13 protein-coding genes are annotated in these 14802 nt (G+C 55.0%); 3 read left to right on the top strand and 10 right to left on the bottom strand.

The genetic code is table 11. The features are described 5' to 3' along the window. Positions 1–22: 22 nt before the first annotated feature. The 10 genes from CLV80_RS11890 to coxB all read right to left on the bottom strand — a co-directional run bounded on the left by CLV80_RS11890 (position 23) and on the right by coxB (position 8976). Positions 23–1438 carry an FAD-binding oxidoreductase gene (locus CLV80_RS11890; RefSeq protein WP_106358142.1) on the bottom strand — a complete coding sequence of 472 codons (1416 nt, stop codon included), beginning with the start codon at positions 1436–1438 and terminating at the stop codon, positions 23–25. Between the two features lie 18 nt (positions 1439–1456). Continuing rightward, the gene (locus CLV80_RS11885; protein ID WP_106358141.1) at positions 1457–2041 is read right to left on the bottom strand and encodes a GNAT family N-acetyltransferase; all 585 of its coding nucleotides are present in this window, start codon (positions 2039–2041) and stop codon (positions 1457–1459) included. Then, positions 2041–3309 (bottom strand): M16 family metallopeptidase, encoded by a 1269-nt coding sequence (locus tag CLV80_RS11880; RefSeq protein WP_106358140.1) that lies wholly within the window; start codon positions 3307–3309, stop codon positions 2041–2043. The genes CLV80_RS11885 and CLV80_RS11880 overlap by 1 nt, the downstream gene beginning before the upstream one ends. 2 nt (positions 3310–3311) lie before the next feature. Then, on the bottom strand, positions 3312–4691 hold the full coding sequence (gene thrC, locus CLV80_RS11875; protein ID WP_106358139.1) for a threonine synthase: 1380 nt from the start codon (positions 4689–4691) through the stop codon (positions 3312–3314). A gap of 3 nt (positions 4692–4694) precedes the next feature. Beyond that, positions 4695–5375: an SURF1 family protein gene (locus CLV80_RS11870; RefSeq protein ID WP_106358138.1), complete on the bottom strand. Its 681-nt coding sequence runs from the start codon at positions 5373–5375 to the stop codon at positions 4695–4697. A gap of 95 nt (positions 5376–5470) precedes the next feature. Then, on the bottom strand, positions 5471–6304 hold the full coding sequence (locus tag CLV80_RS11865) for a cytochrome c oxidase subunit 3 (RefSeq protein WP_106358137.1): 834 nt from the start codon (positions 6302–6304) through the stop codon (positions 5471–5473). A gap of 25 nt (positions 6305–6329) precedes the next feature. Then, positions 6330–6944, bottom strand: a complete 615-nt coding sequence (locus CLV80_RS11860; protein WP_106358136.1) for a cytochrome c oxidase assembly protein — start codon at positions 6942–6944, stop codon at positions 6330–6332. Further along, positions 6941–7141 (bottom strand): cytochrome c oxidase system small membrane protein, encoded by a 201-nt coding sequence (locus tag CLV80_RS11855; RefSeq protein ID WP_106358135.1) that lies wholly within the window; start codon positions 7139–7141, stop codon positions 6941–6943. The genes CLV80_RS11860 and CLV80_RS11855 overlap by 4 nt, the downstream gene beginning before the upstream one ends. Continuing rightward, the gene (gene cyoE, locus CLV80_RS11850; RefSeq protein ID WP_106358134.1) at positions 7142–8074 is read right to left on the bottom strand and encodes a heme o synthase; all 933 of its coding nucleotides are present in this window, start codon (positions 8072–8074) and stop codon (positions 7142–7144) included. A gap of 83 nt (positions 8075–8157) precedes the next feature. Further along, complete coding sequence (gene coxB, locus CLV80_RS11845) at positions 8158–8976, bottom strand: cytochrome c oxidase subunit II (protein ID WP_106358133.1); 819 nt, start codon at positions 8974–8976, stop codon at positions 8158–8160. Positions 8977–9145: 169 nt separating this feature from the next. On the opposite strand from coxB, the gene tldD reads away from it, so the two are divergent. The 3 genes from tldD (at position 9146) to topA (ending at position 14721) form a co-directional block, all read left to right on the top strand. Further along, positions 9146–10567 (top strand): metalloprotease TldD, encoded by a 1422-nt coding sequence (gene tldD, locus CLV80_RS11840; RefSeq protein WP_106358132.1) that lies wholly within the window; start codon positions 9146–9148, stop codon positions 10565–10567. A gap of 257 nt (positions 10568–10824) precedes the next feature. Continuing rightward, on the top strand, positions 10825–11961 hold the full coding sequence (gene dprA, locus CLV80_RS11835; protein ID WP_207766567.1) for a DNA-processing protein DprA: 1137 nt from the start codon (positions 10825–10827) through the stop codon (positions 11959–11961). 135 nt (positions 11962–12096) lie between these two features. Then, positions 12097–14721, top strand: coding sequence for a type I DNA topoisomerase (gene topA / locus CLV80_RS11830; protein ID WP_106358131.1), 2625 nt, complete (start codon positions 12097–12099; stop codon positions 14719–14721). Positions 14722–14802 lie beyond the last annotated feature (81 nt).

Raw genomic sequence — 14802 nt, 5'->3', positions numbered from 1 at the left:
TGGGAAACTGTTGATGGGATCGTTACCCACGCGCCCTTAGCACCGCCCCCGGGTTCATGATCCCTTGCGGGTCCAGCGCGTCTTTGATCGCGCATAGCATAGCAAGCTTAGCAGGATCACCGTATTTTTCCAGATCAGAGACTTTCAGCCGACCGATCCCGTGTTCGGCACTGACCGATCCTTCCATTTCTGACACCAGATCGTGCACCGTTTGCTTTACCGCGCCGCGCAAGGCGTCGTATTCGTCGCGGCTACGTCCTTGGGCCGGGAACACGTTGTAGTGCAAGTTGCCGTCCCCCAGATGCCCAAAACAGTTGATCCGAAAATCGCCAACCTCTGCCAGCGCCTTGCCACCCTGCTCAATGAAATCAGGAATGACGCTTAGTGGTAGGGCGATATCGTGCGAACTAACGGAACCGATCCTGCGGTTGGCTTCGGGGATGTTTTCGCGGATATCCCAAAGTTCCTGACGCTGTCCGCGGCTTTGCGCGATCACACCATCGGTAACCAGCCCTTGTTCAAAACTCGCTTCGAACAATCCTTCTAGCGCGTCTTCTGGGCTAAGCCCTGCGGGAAGCCCCACGTCGACCAGCACACACCACTCCGGCACTTCAGCAAATGGCTGGCGTAGCTCTGGGCCGACTTCTGTCAGAAAATCCATGCCTTGTCGGTGCATGATCTCAAACGCTGAAATCCCGTCACCGATACGCGCACCGGCAAGCGCCAGCAGATCAAGTGCGGCTTGCGGCGATGGCACTGCCATCATCGCAGCACCAATACCAACCGGACGCGGCGCCAGCTTGAGCGCGGCTGCAGTAATGATGCCAAGCGTGCCTTCGGCGCCGATCATCAGATCGCGCAAGTCATAGCCAGTATTGTCTTTGCGCAAACGGGTCAGCCCATGCCAGATAGTCCCATCCGGGCGCACGACCTCTAACCCCAAACACAGCGCGCGCGCATTGCCGTAGCGCAGAACGTTCACGCCGCCTGCATTCGTAGACAGCAAACCGCCAATCCGCGCAGACCCTTCAGATGCAAGCGAAAGTGGGAACAACCGATCCACATCTTCGGCAGCATTTTGGACATCAGCCAAGATAACACCGGCATCACAGACCAAGACGTTTTCAGTCGGATAAACGGCACGGATCTTGTTCATACGCTCAAGCGAGATAACGACAGACTTTGGCCCTTCGTCCGTCAACTGACCGCCAACCAACCCAGTGCCACCGCCATAGGGGATTATCCCGACCTTTGCTTCTGCACATGCCTTCACCAGCGTTGCGACCTCTTCAGTGCTGCTTGGTGCAATCACAAGGCCCTGCCCCGTCCAGCGCCCGCGCGGTTCGGACATATAAAGCGCAGTGTCATCCTTGAACGCTGCTGGGGGTAGCGCGGCACGCAGCTGTGCTTCGAATTCCGGCGTGACAGGGTTTAGCATGACGCGATCCTTTGTTGGTTAACCGACGTCGGTTTTACCGCGACGATCATGGCGCAGGTTGGCATAAAGCACATGGTTCCGCCAACGGCCGTTGATCTGCAAATAGCTTTGCGCGACGCCTTCGTATTTATAGCCACATTGTTCAAGCAACCGCCGCGACGGGTTGTTTTCTGGCAAACACCCGGCCTCAAGCCGACTAAGGTCAAGCGCCGTAAATGCGTGGTGCGCGACGGCCTGTAGCGCCTCGCGCATGTAGCCTTGGCGGGCGAAAGGTTCACCGACCCAATATCCGGTCGTTCCAGCCTGCGACGGGCCGCGCCGGATATTGTCTAAGGTGATACCACCGATCAACGCCTGATCTTCGCGGCGGATCAAAAACAGCGGCAGTGCAGTTCCATTCGCGATGGATCGCTGCGCCCAATAAACGCGATTAGTAAACGCCTTGCGCGTCAGATGATCCGTCGCCCAGGTCGGTTCCCACGGGGTTAGAAACGCAGCGCTATCATGACGCAACGACGACCAAGCGCGATAGTCGCCATGAATGGGTGGGCGTAATGTCAGCCGTTCGGTTTCAATCCGGACCTTTCGCTTGGTCCCCAGCATCAGGCCGCCAACCGTTCTTTCAATGCGTCCAATGTCGGTGCAGCCTTGGCTGGGCCATAAAGCGCAAGGCCCGTACCTGTGTCACCGGCCATTTTCTCGGCAAAGGCTTTGACGTCACCTGTCGTTACCGCATCGATATGCGCAATGGTTTCGTCAAGCGTTGGAATCCGGTCCCAGATGGACAGCAAGCGTGCAAGCCGTTCCGCGCGGTTTGACGGGCTCTCAAGCCCCATCAGCAGACCGGCCTTCATCTGTGCACGCGCACGCGCAACTTCTGCAGCAGTCATATCGTCAGCCGCGCGTTTCATTTCGTCGATGGTGATATTGGACAGTTCAGCGATCTGTTCAGCACTGGTCCCTGCATAAATCGTTGTCATCCCAGTGTCTTCATACGCACCAGTTTGGGCAAATATCGAATAACACAAACCACGGTTTTCACGGATCTCTTGGAACAGGCGCGACGACACACCGCCCCCCATGACAGAGCTATAAATTTGCGCGGTGTAAATCATCGGATCACGGTAATCTGGTCCCTCAAGACCCAGCGCGAAATGTACCTGCTCAAGATCTTTGATATTGCGGATTTCTCCGCCGCCAAATTTAGCGGGCTGAATCAGGTTTGGACCACGATCAAGCGCGGGCAGATGACCAAACAAAGCCTCTGCTTGGGCGACGATCTTTTCGTGATCAACAGCACCGGCAGCCGCCAGAATCATTTGGTTCGGACCATAATGCTCTGCAACAAACTGCTTTAGATCATCTTGCTTGAACGCACTGACACGTTCAGTCGGGCCCAAGATCGTGCGACCCAGGGCCTGATCGGGGTAAGACACTTCTTGCAGCCAATCGAACACCATTTCGTCAGGCGTATCGATGGTCATGCCGATCTCTTGCAGGATCACGCCACGTTCGATTTCAACGTCTTCAGGGCTGAATATCGAATTCATCAAAATATCGGCAATAACGTCCAAACCAAGCGGCACGTCATCTTCAAGCAACCTCACATAATATGCGGTCGCTTCCCTGCTGGTATATGCATTGATGTAGCCGCCAACGTCTTCGATGCTTTCGGCGATTTGTAGGGCACTACGCGTTTTAGTTCCCTTGAACGCCATGTGTTCTAGGAAATGCGCAATGCCATTTTGCTCTAGCCGTTCGTGGCGTCCACCTGCGTCGACCCAGATGCCAATGCTGGCAGATTTCAGGGTCGGCATGTGCTCTGTCACGATCCGAAAACCGTTGGACAGGGTGTGCAGTTCAATTGTCAAATTCAGATCCGTTCCCTGATGACTGCTTGCAATGCAGCAAGATCATTGGCCACGCGTGTGACCCGCTCTGGTCGGTCATATAGGTCCGCCATCCGAGGGGGAAGAGGTGCCGCGACGCCTGATGCCTCTTTCACGGCGTCAGGGAACTTGGCAGGGTGCGCAGTCGCCAGTGTGACCATCGGGGTCGCACCCAAATGTGCCTCGGCCACGTGAACACCAACGGCAGTGTGCGGGCAAAGCAGTTCGCCATTATTGGCGCGGTAAGATTTGATCGCAGCTTGCGTGTCTTCTTCGGATGCCCGGCCAGATTTGAAAGTGTCCTTCAGCATCTGATAGGCACCTTGGCTGATCTGGAAACCACCATTTTTCAGGTCTTCCATCTGACCAGCAACAGCTGCGCCATCGCGGCCGTAGGCATCGAACAACGCGCGTTCAAAGTTGGAACTCACCTGAATATCCATTGATGGGCTAATCGTTGGGGTCACACCTTCTTTGGTATAAGCGCCAGTTTCGAACGTCCGGTGTAGGATGTCGTTACGGTTGGTCGCAACAACCAGATCGGCAATTGGTAGGCCCATCTTCTTAGCAATGTAGCCAGCAAAGATATCACCGAAGTTCCCGGTCGGAACGGTAAAGCTCACCTCGCGATGTGGTGCACCAAGGCTGACAGCGGCGGTAAAGTAGTAAACCACCTGCGCCAAAACGCGGCCCCAGTTGATCGAGTTCACACCAGCAAGTTTCACATCTTCGCGGAACGCAAAGTCATTGAACATGTCTTTGACCGCTGCCTGACAATCATCAAAGTCACCGTCAACGGCGAGCGCATGCACGTTCGCTTCGCTAGGTGTTGTCATCTGGCGGCGCTGAACCTCGGACACGCGGCCATGCGGGAAAAGGATGAACACGTCGACATTCGATAGCCCACGGAAGGCTTCGATCGCGGCAGAGCCAGTATCGCCCGATGTTGCACCAACGATTGTGACGCGATCACCTGAACGCGACAGCGCTGCTTGGAACATTTGGCCAATCAGCTGCATCGCGAAATCTTTGAACGCGAGCGTCGGACCGTGGAATAGTTCGAGCAAAAAGTGGTTCGGCGCCAGCTGCACCAACGGCGCACGGGCCGCGTGGCCAAAACCAGCATAGGCTTTGGCGATCAGTTCACGAAACTGGCTGTCGCTGAATGTATCACCGATAAACGGGCGCATGACCTCAAAGGCGACTTCCTCATACGACTTGCCAGCCATCGCCGCAATTTGCGCATTGGTCAGCGTCGGCACCTCTTCGGGGACGTACAGGCCGCCATCACGAGCAAGGCCAGTCAGCATCGCCTCTTCAAATGTCAGCGCAGGTGCAGAGCCACGGGTTGAGATATAGCGCATAGGTCAGACGTCCTTTTGGCGGGTCGTACGGAAGATAAGAAACATAGTCATGGCAGCCCAAACAATAGCCAGCAAGAACCAAGTAATCGCGTATTCAAGGTGATCGTTCTTTATGCCCGAAGTTTCCACAGGCAAAGGGGTTAGTCGCGGATCGGCGGGCGTGGCGGTGCTAACCACGACCATAAATGGCTGGGTCGACAGGGCCGCGGCCATCATTTCGACATTCCGGGCGAACCAAATGTTTTTGGTGGTGTCAGGATCGGGCGTGCTGCTGTTTTGATCATCCGGCCAAAGCAAAGTACCCGTGATCTGCATCGGCACGATCAGCGGCGCGGCGTCTTTGATGTCGAGCGGCAAAAGACCAAGATCAAGAAGAATGTCGTTCCCGTCATCAAGCGTAAATTTCGAAATCACGCGGTAGCCGGTTCCCGCCGCAGTTCCAGAAGTCAGAACATGCAGTTCTTCGCCCGTGGGCGTGCCAGACAATGTGACCCGCGTATATTCGTTGATTTCTTCTGTGGCGCTAAAATCAAAAGGCTGCGGCGCGCCTGTCAGGCGGCTATCAAGCTCTGCCAAGATGCCCTCTTTCCAAGCGAGGCGCTGCACCTGCCAGACGCCAAGGCTGATGAGAACCCCACAGCCCGCGATTCCAAGAAGAAGAGGAAAGATTAACTTACGCAGCATTTTGCGCCCTTAATGAGAAAAACGCGCGAGAAGCCCCGCGCGTTTGGTATCAGGGGTGGTGGGCAAGACCCACCCTACGGACCGGGTTGGTCGGCTTAGCCGCCCCACACGTAAACAGCTGCGAACAGGAACAGCCATACCACGTCAACGAAGTGCCAGTACCATGCAGCGGCTTCGAAACCGATGTGCTTTTCAGGGGTGAAGTCACCCTTTTGCAGACGGATCAGGCAGATCAGCAAGAAGATTGTCCCGATGAATACGTGTGCACCGTGGAAACCTGTCGCCATAAAGAAGTTGGCACCGTAGATGTTGCCGCCGAAACCAAATGTAGCGTGGCTATATTCATAGATTTGGAACACGGTAAACACACCGCCCAAGACCACAGCAAGGATCAGGCCCCACTTCATGTCTTGGCGATTGTTTTCATGAACCAGCGCGTGGTGCGCCCACGTCGCAGCAGCACCTGAACACAACAGGATCAACGTGTTGATCAGCGGCAGGTGCCAAGGGTCAAACGTTTCAATCCCGGCAGGTGGCCAAACGCCATCCTGAATTGGGCTCATTGGGCCCATCGGGTACATTGCGTGTTTGAAGAAAGACCAGAACCAAGCGGCAAAGAACATGACTTCTGACATGATAAACATGATGAAACCGTAGCGCAGGCCGATACGCACAACTGGCGTATGATCGCCAACGCGGCTTTCGGCAACAACTTCGGCCCACCAAGCGTACATGACGTATAGAACGGCGGCGAGGCCGATCAAGAACATGTATGGGCCCGAAACAGTCACCGTACCAAAAAACATTGGCATCGGGCCAGCCATCCAACCGACGGCACCCAACAGCATGACAAATGCGCCAATACCGCCAAACATTGGCCAAATCGAAGGTGGCAGAATGTGATAATCGTGATTTTTTGCATGCGCCATGTGGTGCGTCCCTATCGGCTGGTCGTTAGTTCGTTTCTATGGCGTCTTGCGGCGCCGTTGTCAAAGTCGAGGACGTCACCGCAGCTTGCAGTTCTTCCTCGGGTAGGTCGATTTTGTAGAAAGTATAGCTGAGCGTGATCGTATGAACATACTTACCTTCACGGTCATCAACGATCGCTGGGTCCACAAAAAAGCTGACCGGCATCATCACCGTTTCGCCCGGCTGCAAAACCTGTTCGGTAAAGCAAAAACATTCAATCTTATCAAAGAATGCACCGGCTTCGTACGGTGTCACGTTATAAGCCGCCTGCCCTGCGATTGGCACATCAAGCGGGTTATGCGCCTCGTAATAGGCAAGGCCCGTTTCGCCGATCCGCAGTTCCATTTCGCGAACTTCGGGTTCAAAAGACCAAGGCATATCGCGCTCAAGTGACGCATCAAAGCGAACCTTGATGGTTTGATCAAGAATCACATCGCTGCCAGCATCGGCAACATTTGTGATTCCACCAAATCCAGTGACACGGCAAAACCAGTCGTAAAACGGTACCGAAGCGTACGCCAAACCGCCCATCATCACGACGACCGCGCTTGTCATAAGCGCAGTGCGTTGCGGACCGGGAAGGTTCGGAAACAGCTTCATTCGGTTCCCTCTTCGGGAACGATCTGAGGACGGGCCACGTGGTCAAATGTTTCGAACTGGCGCGCATCGCCAAGCTGCAGAACCTTAACCACCGTCAAGCCAAAGACGATCCCAACGAATCCGATAAGCAGCATCAAAACGCCGTAGTTCCGGTTCTTGCGACGACCGTGGACTTCATGTTCAACCTTGATCGCCATTTACCAGCCCCCAAGCCCATATTGACGCAATGCTGCCTCAAGCAATAGCGCGCAGAAGTGAGCGAAGAGATAATACAGCGAAACTTTGAAGACGCCGATCTCGACCTTGTGCTTATCTGCTTCACAGGCGGCATCGTCGCGGCGGTAAATATCAAATGCGCCCTTCAGGAACCAAGCGTTCATGACAACAGCGACAGCCATATAGATCGGCCCACCGATTGACGTAATGCCAAGCCCCAGCGCAACGGGCACCAGTAGAATTGTATAGATCAACACATGGCGACGCGTAGCGTCACGACCATGCGTTTCTGTCAGCATCGGCACACCAGCATTGCCATAGTCGGATTTCACAAATAGCGCGAGCGCCCAAAAATGCGGGGGTGTCCACATGAAGATCAGCGCAAACATCAGGATGCTTTCAATGCTGATTCCGCCAGTCGCAACCGCCCAACCAATCATCGGAGGGAAAGCACCAGCCGCACCACCAATAACGATGTTTTGCGGCGTCGCCCGTTTCAGGAACATCGAATAGACGACAGCGTAAAAGAAGATGGTGAACGCAAGAAGGAAAGCCGCCAGAAAATTGGTCGCAAGCGCCAACAGGATCACGGCGAAACCCGAAAGGGCCAAACCAATGCCCAGCGCTTCGCCCGGCTCTACCCGGCCCGAAGGGATCGGGCGCGTGGCCGTCCGTTTCATCAACTGATCAATGTCAGCGTCCCACCACATATTCAACGCGCCAGAGGCCCCAGCCCCAACCGCGATGCATAAGATGCTCACGAACCCAATGAAGGGGTGAACTGGCAGCGGAGCAACCAGCAGACCAACCAAGGCAGTGAAGACAACCAGCGACATGACGCGCGGCTTCAACAGGGCAAAGTAATCGCCCATGTTAGCCTCGTAATTGCTGTCTTGCGCGCTGATGTCGCTCATGCTGGACCTTTCCGCAGCGGCGGGTTGAAACCCACCTTACAAATTTGATCTGGCGTAGAGTGGATCTTGATCCACCCCAGCTCTTAGGATTTTGCTTCGGCCAGCCAAGCGTCATAAGTTTCTTGGCTTACAACTTTGACAGTGATCGGCATGTACGCGTGGTCTTTACCACACAGTTCAGAACACTGACCGAAAAAGATACCTTCACGTTCGGCCGAGAACCAAAGCTGTGACAAACGACCAGGAACCGCATCCTGCTTCACACCAAATGCTGGAATCGTCCAAGAATGGATAACATCGGCACCAGTTAACTGCATAACCACTGTTGAATTCACAGGAACAACAACGGCGGTATCTGTCGCCAAAAGATACTCATCTTGGCTGTAACCAAAGTCTTCCAGTTCATCACGTGCCAAAAGGAAGCTTTCAAACTCAACACCTTCGTCAACATATTCGTAGCCCCAGTACCACTGGTAGCCCGTTACTTTGATGTTGATGTCGCCTTCAGGGATCGTTTGCTGTTTGAACAAAACAGGCATTGAAAACGAACCAATGATAATCAAAATGACAATTGGCACGACAGTCCAAGCAATCTCAAGCGGGGTGTGGTGTGTAAAGCCAGCAGGCGTCGTCTGACGTTTTTGGTTATACCGGATAATAACCCATGCCAGCAGGCCGGTTACAAACAGCGTAATAATCGTAATGATCACCAGAAGCATACCGTCCAGCCACTGTGCATCACGGGCTAATTCTGTTGCGGCGGGCTGAAAACCAGTCGCACCGTTAATCGGGTGACCAACAATTTCCAGTTCCTGATTCACTTCTTGCGCTGTCGCGGACGCACCAGCCATAATCAGGCCAGTCGTGGCCCAGAGTGAGGTCGCAAAGGTTTTCAGTCGCATATTCTACCCTAACATCGTTGCGCCTCAGGCGCGTCTGGAACGGGGCTTCGCAAGGAATCCCGTTGTATCTGACCGCTCATGTCCCATATCTTGATGAACAACTCAAGAACTGCTGTTGCGGCAAAGGGCCGCTTTTGTCGATAAATTGCGCATGACTAAGGAAATTTGAATGTCAGCTGACCCCTTCCGTCCCTTTGAAACGAACCTTGATCGCGATAGCGCACTGTCTTTGCTGCGCGAAGCAACCCAAGGCGCCGACGATGGCGAACTCTTTTTGGAGCGCCGCAAATCAGAGGTGCTTTCGTTTGACGATGGCTGCGTAAAGACAGCCAGTTTCGATGCATCCGAAGGGTTCGGTCTACGCGCTGTTCGCGGTGAAACGGCTGGTTACGCCCATTCAACCACAATCGACGAACATGCGTTACGGCGTGCAGTTTCAACGGCGCGGCTCGCGGTAAGTGACGGCGGCGGCACCATGGCCCCGCCCCCTGTCGGCACCAATCGCAAACTTTATTCTGATGCAGATCCAATGCTTCAGGCGACATTCCCCGCGAAAATCGACGTGCTACGCGAAATCGACGCCTATGCCCGCGCGCTTGATCCGCGCGTTGTCCAAGTGTCCGCAACGCTTGCTGCTTCTCACCAAGAGGTCATGATCCTGCGCCCCGAAGGCACATTGGTCACCGATACCCGCCCGATGTCACGCCTGAATATCAGCGTAATCATCGAAGAAAACGGCAAACGCGAAAGCGGATCCATGGGCGGCGGTGGCCGCGCTGGACTGATTGGCCTGATTGGGCGCGATCACTGGGAACCCGTTGTAAAAGAGGCATTGCGCATCGCAATTGTGAACCTTGATGCAGAGCCAGCACCGGCAGGCGTTATGGATGTCGTCCTTGGACCGGGCTGGCCCGGTATCCTCCTGCACGAGGCGATTGGCCATGGGCTTGAAGGTGACTTTAACCGTAAAGGGTCATCGGCATTTGCGGGGCTTATGGGTCAACAAATTGCAGCCAAAGGCGTAACCGTTCTAGATGATGGCACAATTCCCGACCGTCGCGGTTCGATCACCGTCGACGACGAAGGCACGCCCAGCGCCAAGAACACCCTTATCGAAGACGGCGTTCTGGTGGGCTATATGCAAGACCGCCAAAATGCCCGGCTGATGGGCGTCGCACCCACGGGTAACGGACGCCGCGAAAGCTATGCCCACGCACCAATGCCTCGTATGACGAACACTTATATGTTGTCAGGCGATGCTAGCCCTGAAAGCCTTGTCGCTGACCTAAAGGACGGCATTTATGCAGTCGGGTTCGGCGGTGGTCAGGTCGATATCACCAACGGCAAATTCGTATTTTCCTGTACCGAAGCCTACCGCGTAAAAAACGGTGTGGTTGGTGCCCCAGTAAAAGGCGCGACCCTTATCGGGGACGGCGCAACCGCACTGAAACAGATTCGCGGGATCGGCAATGATATGCAACTTGACCCAGGCATCGGCAACTGCGGCAAGGCCGGACAATGGGTGCCCGTTGGCGTCGGTCAGCCAAGCCTGATGATTGGTGGGCTGACGATTGGTGGCGCGGCCTCCTAAGTTCACCGCTTGCCAGTATGCATTGCTGGCAGGGCCGCGACTAAGGGCTCCGATTCGACAAAAGTTGAAAGCGACGGCAGCAGTACAGATGTGCATACGCGGTGTGCACAGGTGCTGCACACAGTGTGACACAAACTTAAATAGTAATATCAGTCACTTAAAATCACAACATGCGCTGCACGCAATTCGACCAAACGATTCACACCTCGTTAACCGAGTAACCTTAAACTTGGTCTCGCAATAGGCGGAGCATTAGGATGACCGGAACACGCAATTCTTCCAATCACCCCCCACTCCTACCCACCACGGAAGAGGATCGGGTCAATCGGCTTCGCCTATTGCGTTCGCGCCGGGTCGGGATCGCGACCTATCGGCGACTGCTGGCAGAACACGGCAGCCCGGAAAAGGCGCTAGACGCATTACCGCTGATCGCCCGTGAAGCTGGTGTAAAAGGGTATGAAACATGCCCGATCGGCGTCGTCCAAGCAGAGCTAAATGCAGGCCGCGCAGCGGGCGCGCGCCTGATATCAGACGCCGACCCTCAATATCCTGCGCACCTACACAACATCGCTGATGCCCCGCCGATGATCTGGGCGCTTGGCAATCTCGAACTGTTATCGCGCCCGATGATCGCGCTGGTCGGTGCACGGAATGCTTCTTCGCTTGGCACGCGGATGGCAAAAAAATTAGCCGCCGAACTAACCGAAGAGGGATTCGTTATCGTATCCGGTCTTGCGCGTGGCATCGACACAGCCGCCCATATTGCGGCCCTTCCGGGTGGTACAATTGCGGTGCAAGCGGGCGGCGTAGATACGATATACCCTGTTGAAAACACCCAGCTTGCGCATGACATCGCGAAAAAGGGCTTGCGCATTTCTGAGATGCCGATGGGCATGCAACCGCAGGCGCGGCATTTTCCTGCACGCAATCGGATCATATCCGGCATGGCGCAGGCGGTCATCGTGGTCGAGGCCGCGGCGAAATCGGGTAGCCTGATCACCGCCCGCAACGCGCTTGATCAAGCACGCGATGTATTCGCGGTGCCCGGCCATCCGTTTGACGCACGCGCGGCTGGCTGCAACATACTGCTGCGCGACGGGGCAACATTGGTACGCAATGCGGCCGATGTAATCGAAGCAATCTCGCCTGTCGTCACTGATATTCCAGAACTGTCACTTGCTCCACCTGCGCCAGCCAAACGACCATTGCGGCAGACGGCAGCACTTCACGATGAAATCCTGTCGCGCCTTGGCCCTGCCCCCATCGCCGAGGATCAGCTGGTACGCGATGTTGCTGAACCGGCAGCCAAGGTCGCCCCTGTGCTTGTCGATCTTGAACTTGAAGGGCGGATCGCACGCCAACCCGGTGGACTATGGGCTACTGTAACGAATTGACGGTGGAACTGCCTGATCAGGGATCGGCTAAATCCGGGCAGGAATCGGACCTGCATAAAGGGCGCATTGACAATCCTATGCGAGACCCCACATCTTGCGCCACTATATCGCACACCATCCGTTCAAAGGATTCTCATGCCAGTTGTCGTTGTCGAGTCGCCAGCCAAAGCCAAGAAAATCGAAGGCTATCTTGGTAAGGATTATACAGTTTTAGCGTCTTATGGCCACGTGCGCGACCTTCCCCCGAAGGACGGATCGGTCCTGCCCGATGAAGATTTCGACATGAAATGGGAAATCGCCAGCGATAGCAAAAAACACATCAAAGCCATCGTAGACGCGTTGAAAAACGACAACGAACTGATCCTCGCGACCGACCCCGACCGCGAAGGAGAAGCGATTAGCTGGCACCTGACAGAGGCTTTAACGTCACGTAAGGCGATCAAGAAAGACACCCCCGTCAGCCGGGTTGTGTTTAACGCGATTACTAAAAATGCGATTCTTGAGGCGATGAAAAACCCGCGCCAAGTCGACGCGCCACTGGTCGAGGCATATCTTGCCCGCCGCGCATTGGATTATTTGGTTGGCTTTAACCTTTCGCCCGTTTTGTGGCGCAAATTGCCCGGCGCGAAATCCGCTGGCCGCGTGCAATCAGTAACTTTGCGACTGATTTGCGAACGCGAAATGGAAATCGAAGCGTTCCGGAACCAAGAATACTGGACCGTTAAGGCACTGCTGACGTCACCACGCGGCCAAACGTTTGAGGCTCGCCTGACGACGCTTGCTGGCAAAAAGCTAGATAAGTTTGACCTTGGCAACGAAACACAGGCCGAAATGGCTGTGCAGGCGATCAATTCGCGTGATCTGACGATCAAATCAGTCGAGGCCAAGCCGGGTACGCGTAACCCGTCACCACCGTTCATGACGTCAACGCTTCAGCAAGAAGCCAGCCGCAAGTTCGGCATGGGCGCACGCCAAACCATGAGCGTCGCGCAGCGTTTGTACGAAGCTGGATTAATTACATATATGCGTACCGATGGTATCGACATGGCCCCAGAGGCCGTGACTGGTGCACGCGATGCGATCAAAGCCAAGTTCGGCGATAAATACATGCCTGAATCTGCACGTGTTTACAAAAACAAAGCTAAGAACGCGCAAGAGGCCCACGAATGTATCCGCCCAACGGATATGATGCTGGCCACCGACGACGCGAACATCAAAGATGCGGATCAGCGCAAGCTGTATGATCTGATTTACAAGCGTACGCTTGCCAGCCAGATGTCTGCCGCCCGTTTTGAACGCACTACCGTCGATATCGCCAGCGCAGACGAACAGGTTATCATGCGCGCCAATGGGCAGGTCATGGTGTTTGACGGCTTTATCGCGATTTATGAAGAAGGCAAAGATGACGCAGTTGTTGATGACGATGATAAACGCCTGCCACAACTGACCGAAGGCGAGAAGGCAGATAAGAAATCGGTCACACCCGAACAGCACTTTACGCAGCCGCCGCCCCGCTACACCGAAGCCACACTTGTCAAGCGGATGGAAGAGCTGGGCATCGGCCGCCCATCAACATACGCATCAATCGTGACCACAATTCAGGATCGCGGCTATGTTGAGAAAGAAAAGAACCGCCTGATCCCGCAAGATAAGGGCCGTTTGGTTACTGCGTTCCTGTCGAACTATTTCCGCAAATACATCGGCTATGATTTTACCGCCGATCTGGAAAACCAGTTGGACGAAGTCAGCGCAGGCGATGCCGACTATAAGAAAGTGCTGGAACGGTTCTGGCGTGATTTCTCGGCTGCAATTGCCGAAACGGCCGACCTGCGGATCACCGAGGTACTTGAGAAAATCAACGAGGTGCTTGAACCGCATTTGTTCCCGCCAACCGAAGACGGCAGCGATCCGCGCCTGTGTCCGAACTGTGGTGCTGGCCGCCTGTCGATGCGCACTGCGCGTTCCGGCGGGGCCTTCATCGGTTGCTCGAACTACCCAGAATGCCGTTACACCCGCCCATTCGGCCCACCAAATCCAGAGGCAGAAGCATCTGCAATTCCACCCGAAGGCAAATTGCTGGGCGAAGACGCTGGCGATCCAATTCGCGTGTTCAAAGGCCGCTTTGGCCCCTACGTGCAACGCGGTGAAGTAACCGAAGACAATAAAAAGCCGCCGCGCCAAGGTGTGCCAGAAGGCTGGAACCCCGAAGAAATCGGACTTGAAGAAGCGTTGCGCTTGCTCGAACTACCTCGTCTGATTGGCACACACCCAGAAGATGGGGTTAACGTTTGGGCAAACTTGGGGCGTTATGGACCTTACCTTAAGCACGCCGAAAGCACATCTTTCAAAGGTGGCACAAACGCAAACCTCGAAAGCATCGAGGATGTTTGGACCGTGGGTATGAACCATGCTGTGCAGCTGCTGGCCGAAAAAGTTGCGAGCCGTGGCAGCCGTGGCAAAGCCGCTGTACCGATCCACGAACTGGGCGAACACCCAGAGGCTGGTGGCCCGGTCAATATCTATGACGGTAAATACGGCCCCTATGTGAAGTGGGAAAAGATCAACGCGACTATTCCAGAAGAAATCGCGCCTGCTGATCTGACCCTTGCACAAGCGGTGCACCTGATCGATGAACGCGCTGCAAAATCCGGCAAGAAGAAACCAGCGGCCAAGAAAAAGGCCCCTGCAAAGAAAGCAGCTGCGAAAAAGACCGCCGCCAAAAAGCCTGCGGCAAAAAAGAAACCTGCTGCTAAGAAGTAGCGGTTGCCGCAGCGCAGCAATTCCATTGACTTCCCCCCATTTGCGGGTCACGCTTCGGCTGATCACGAAATGGGGGGACAT

The organism is Yoonia maritima (assembly GCF_003003285.1).
GTDB classification, from domain to species: domain Bacteria; phylum Pseudomonadota; class Alphaproteobacteria; order Rhodobacterales; family Rhodobacteraceae; genus Yoonia; species Yoonia maritima.
The sequence above is the reverse complement of the archived record's forward strand: the minus strand, read 5'-3'. Positions and strand labels throughout refer to the sequence as shown.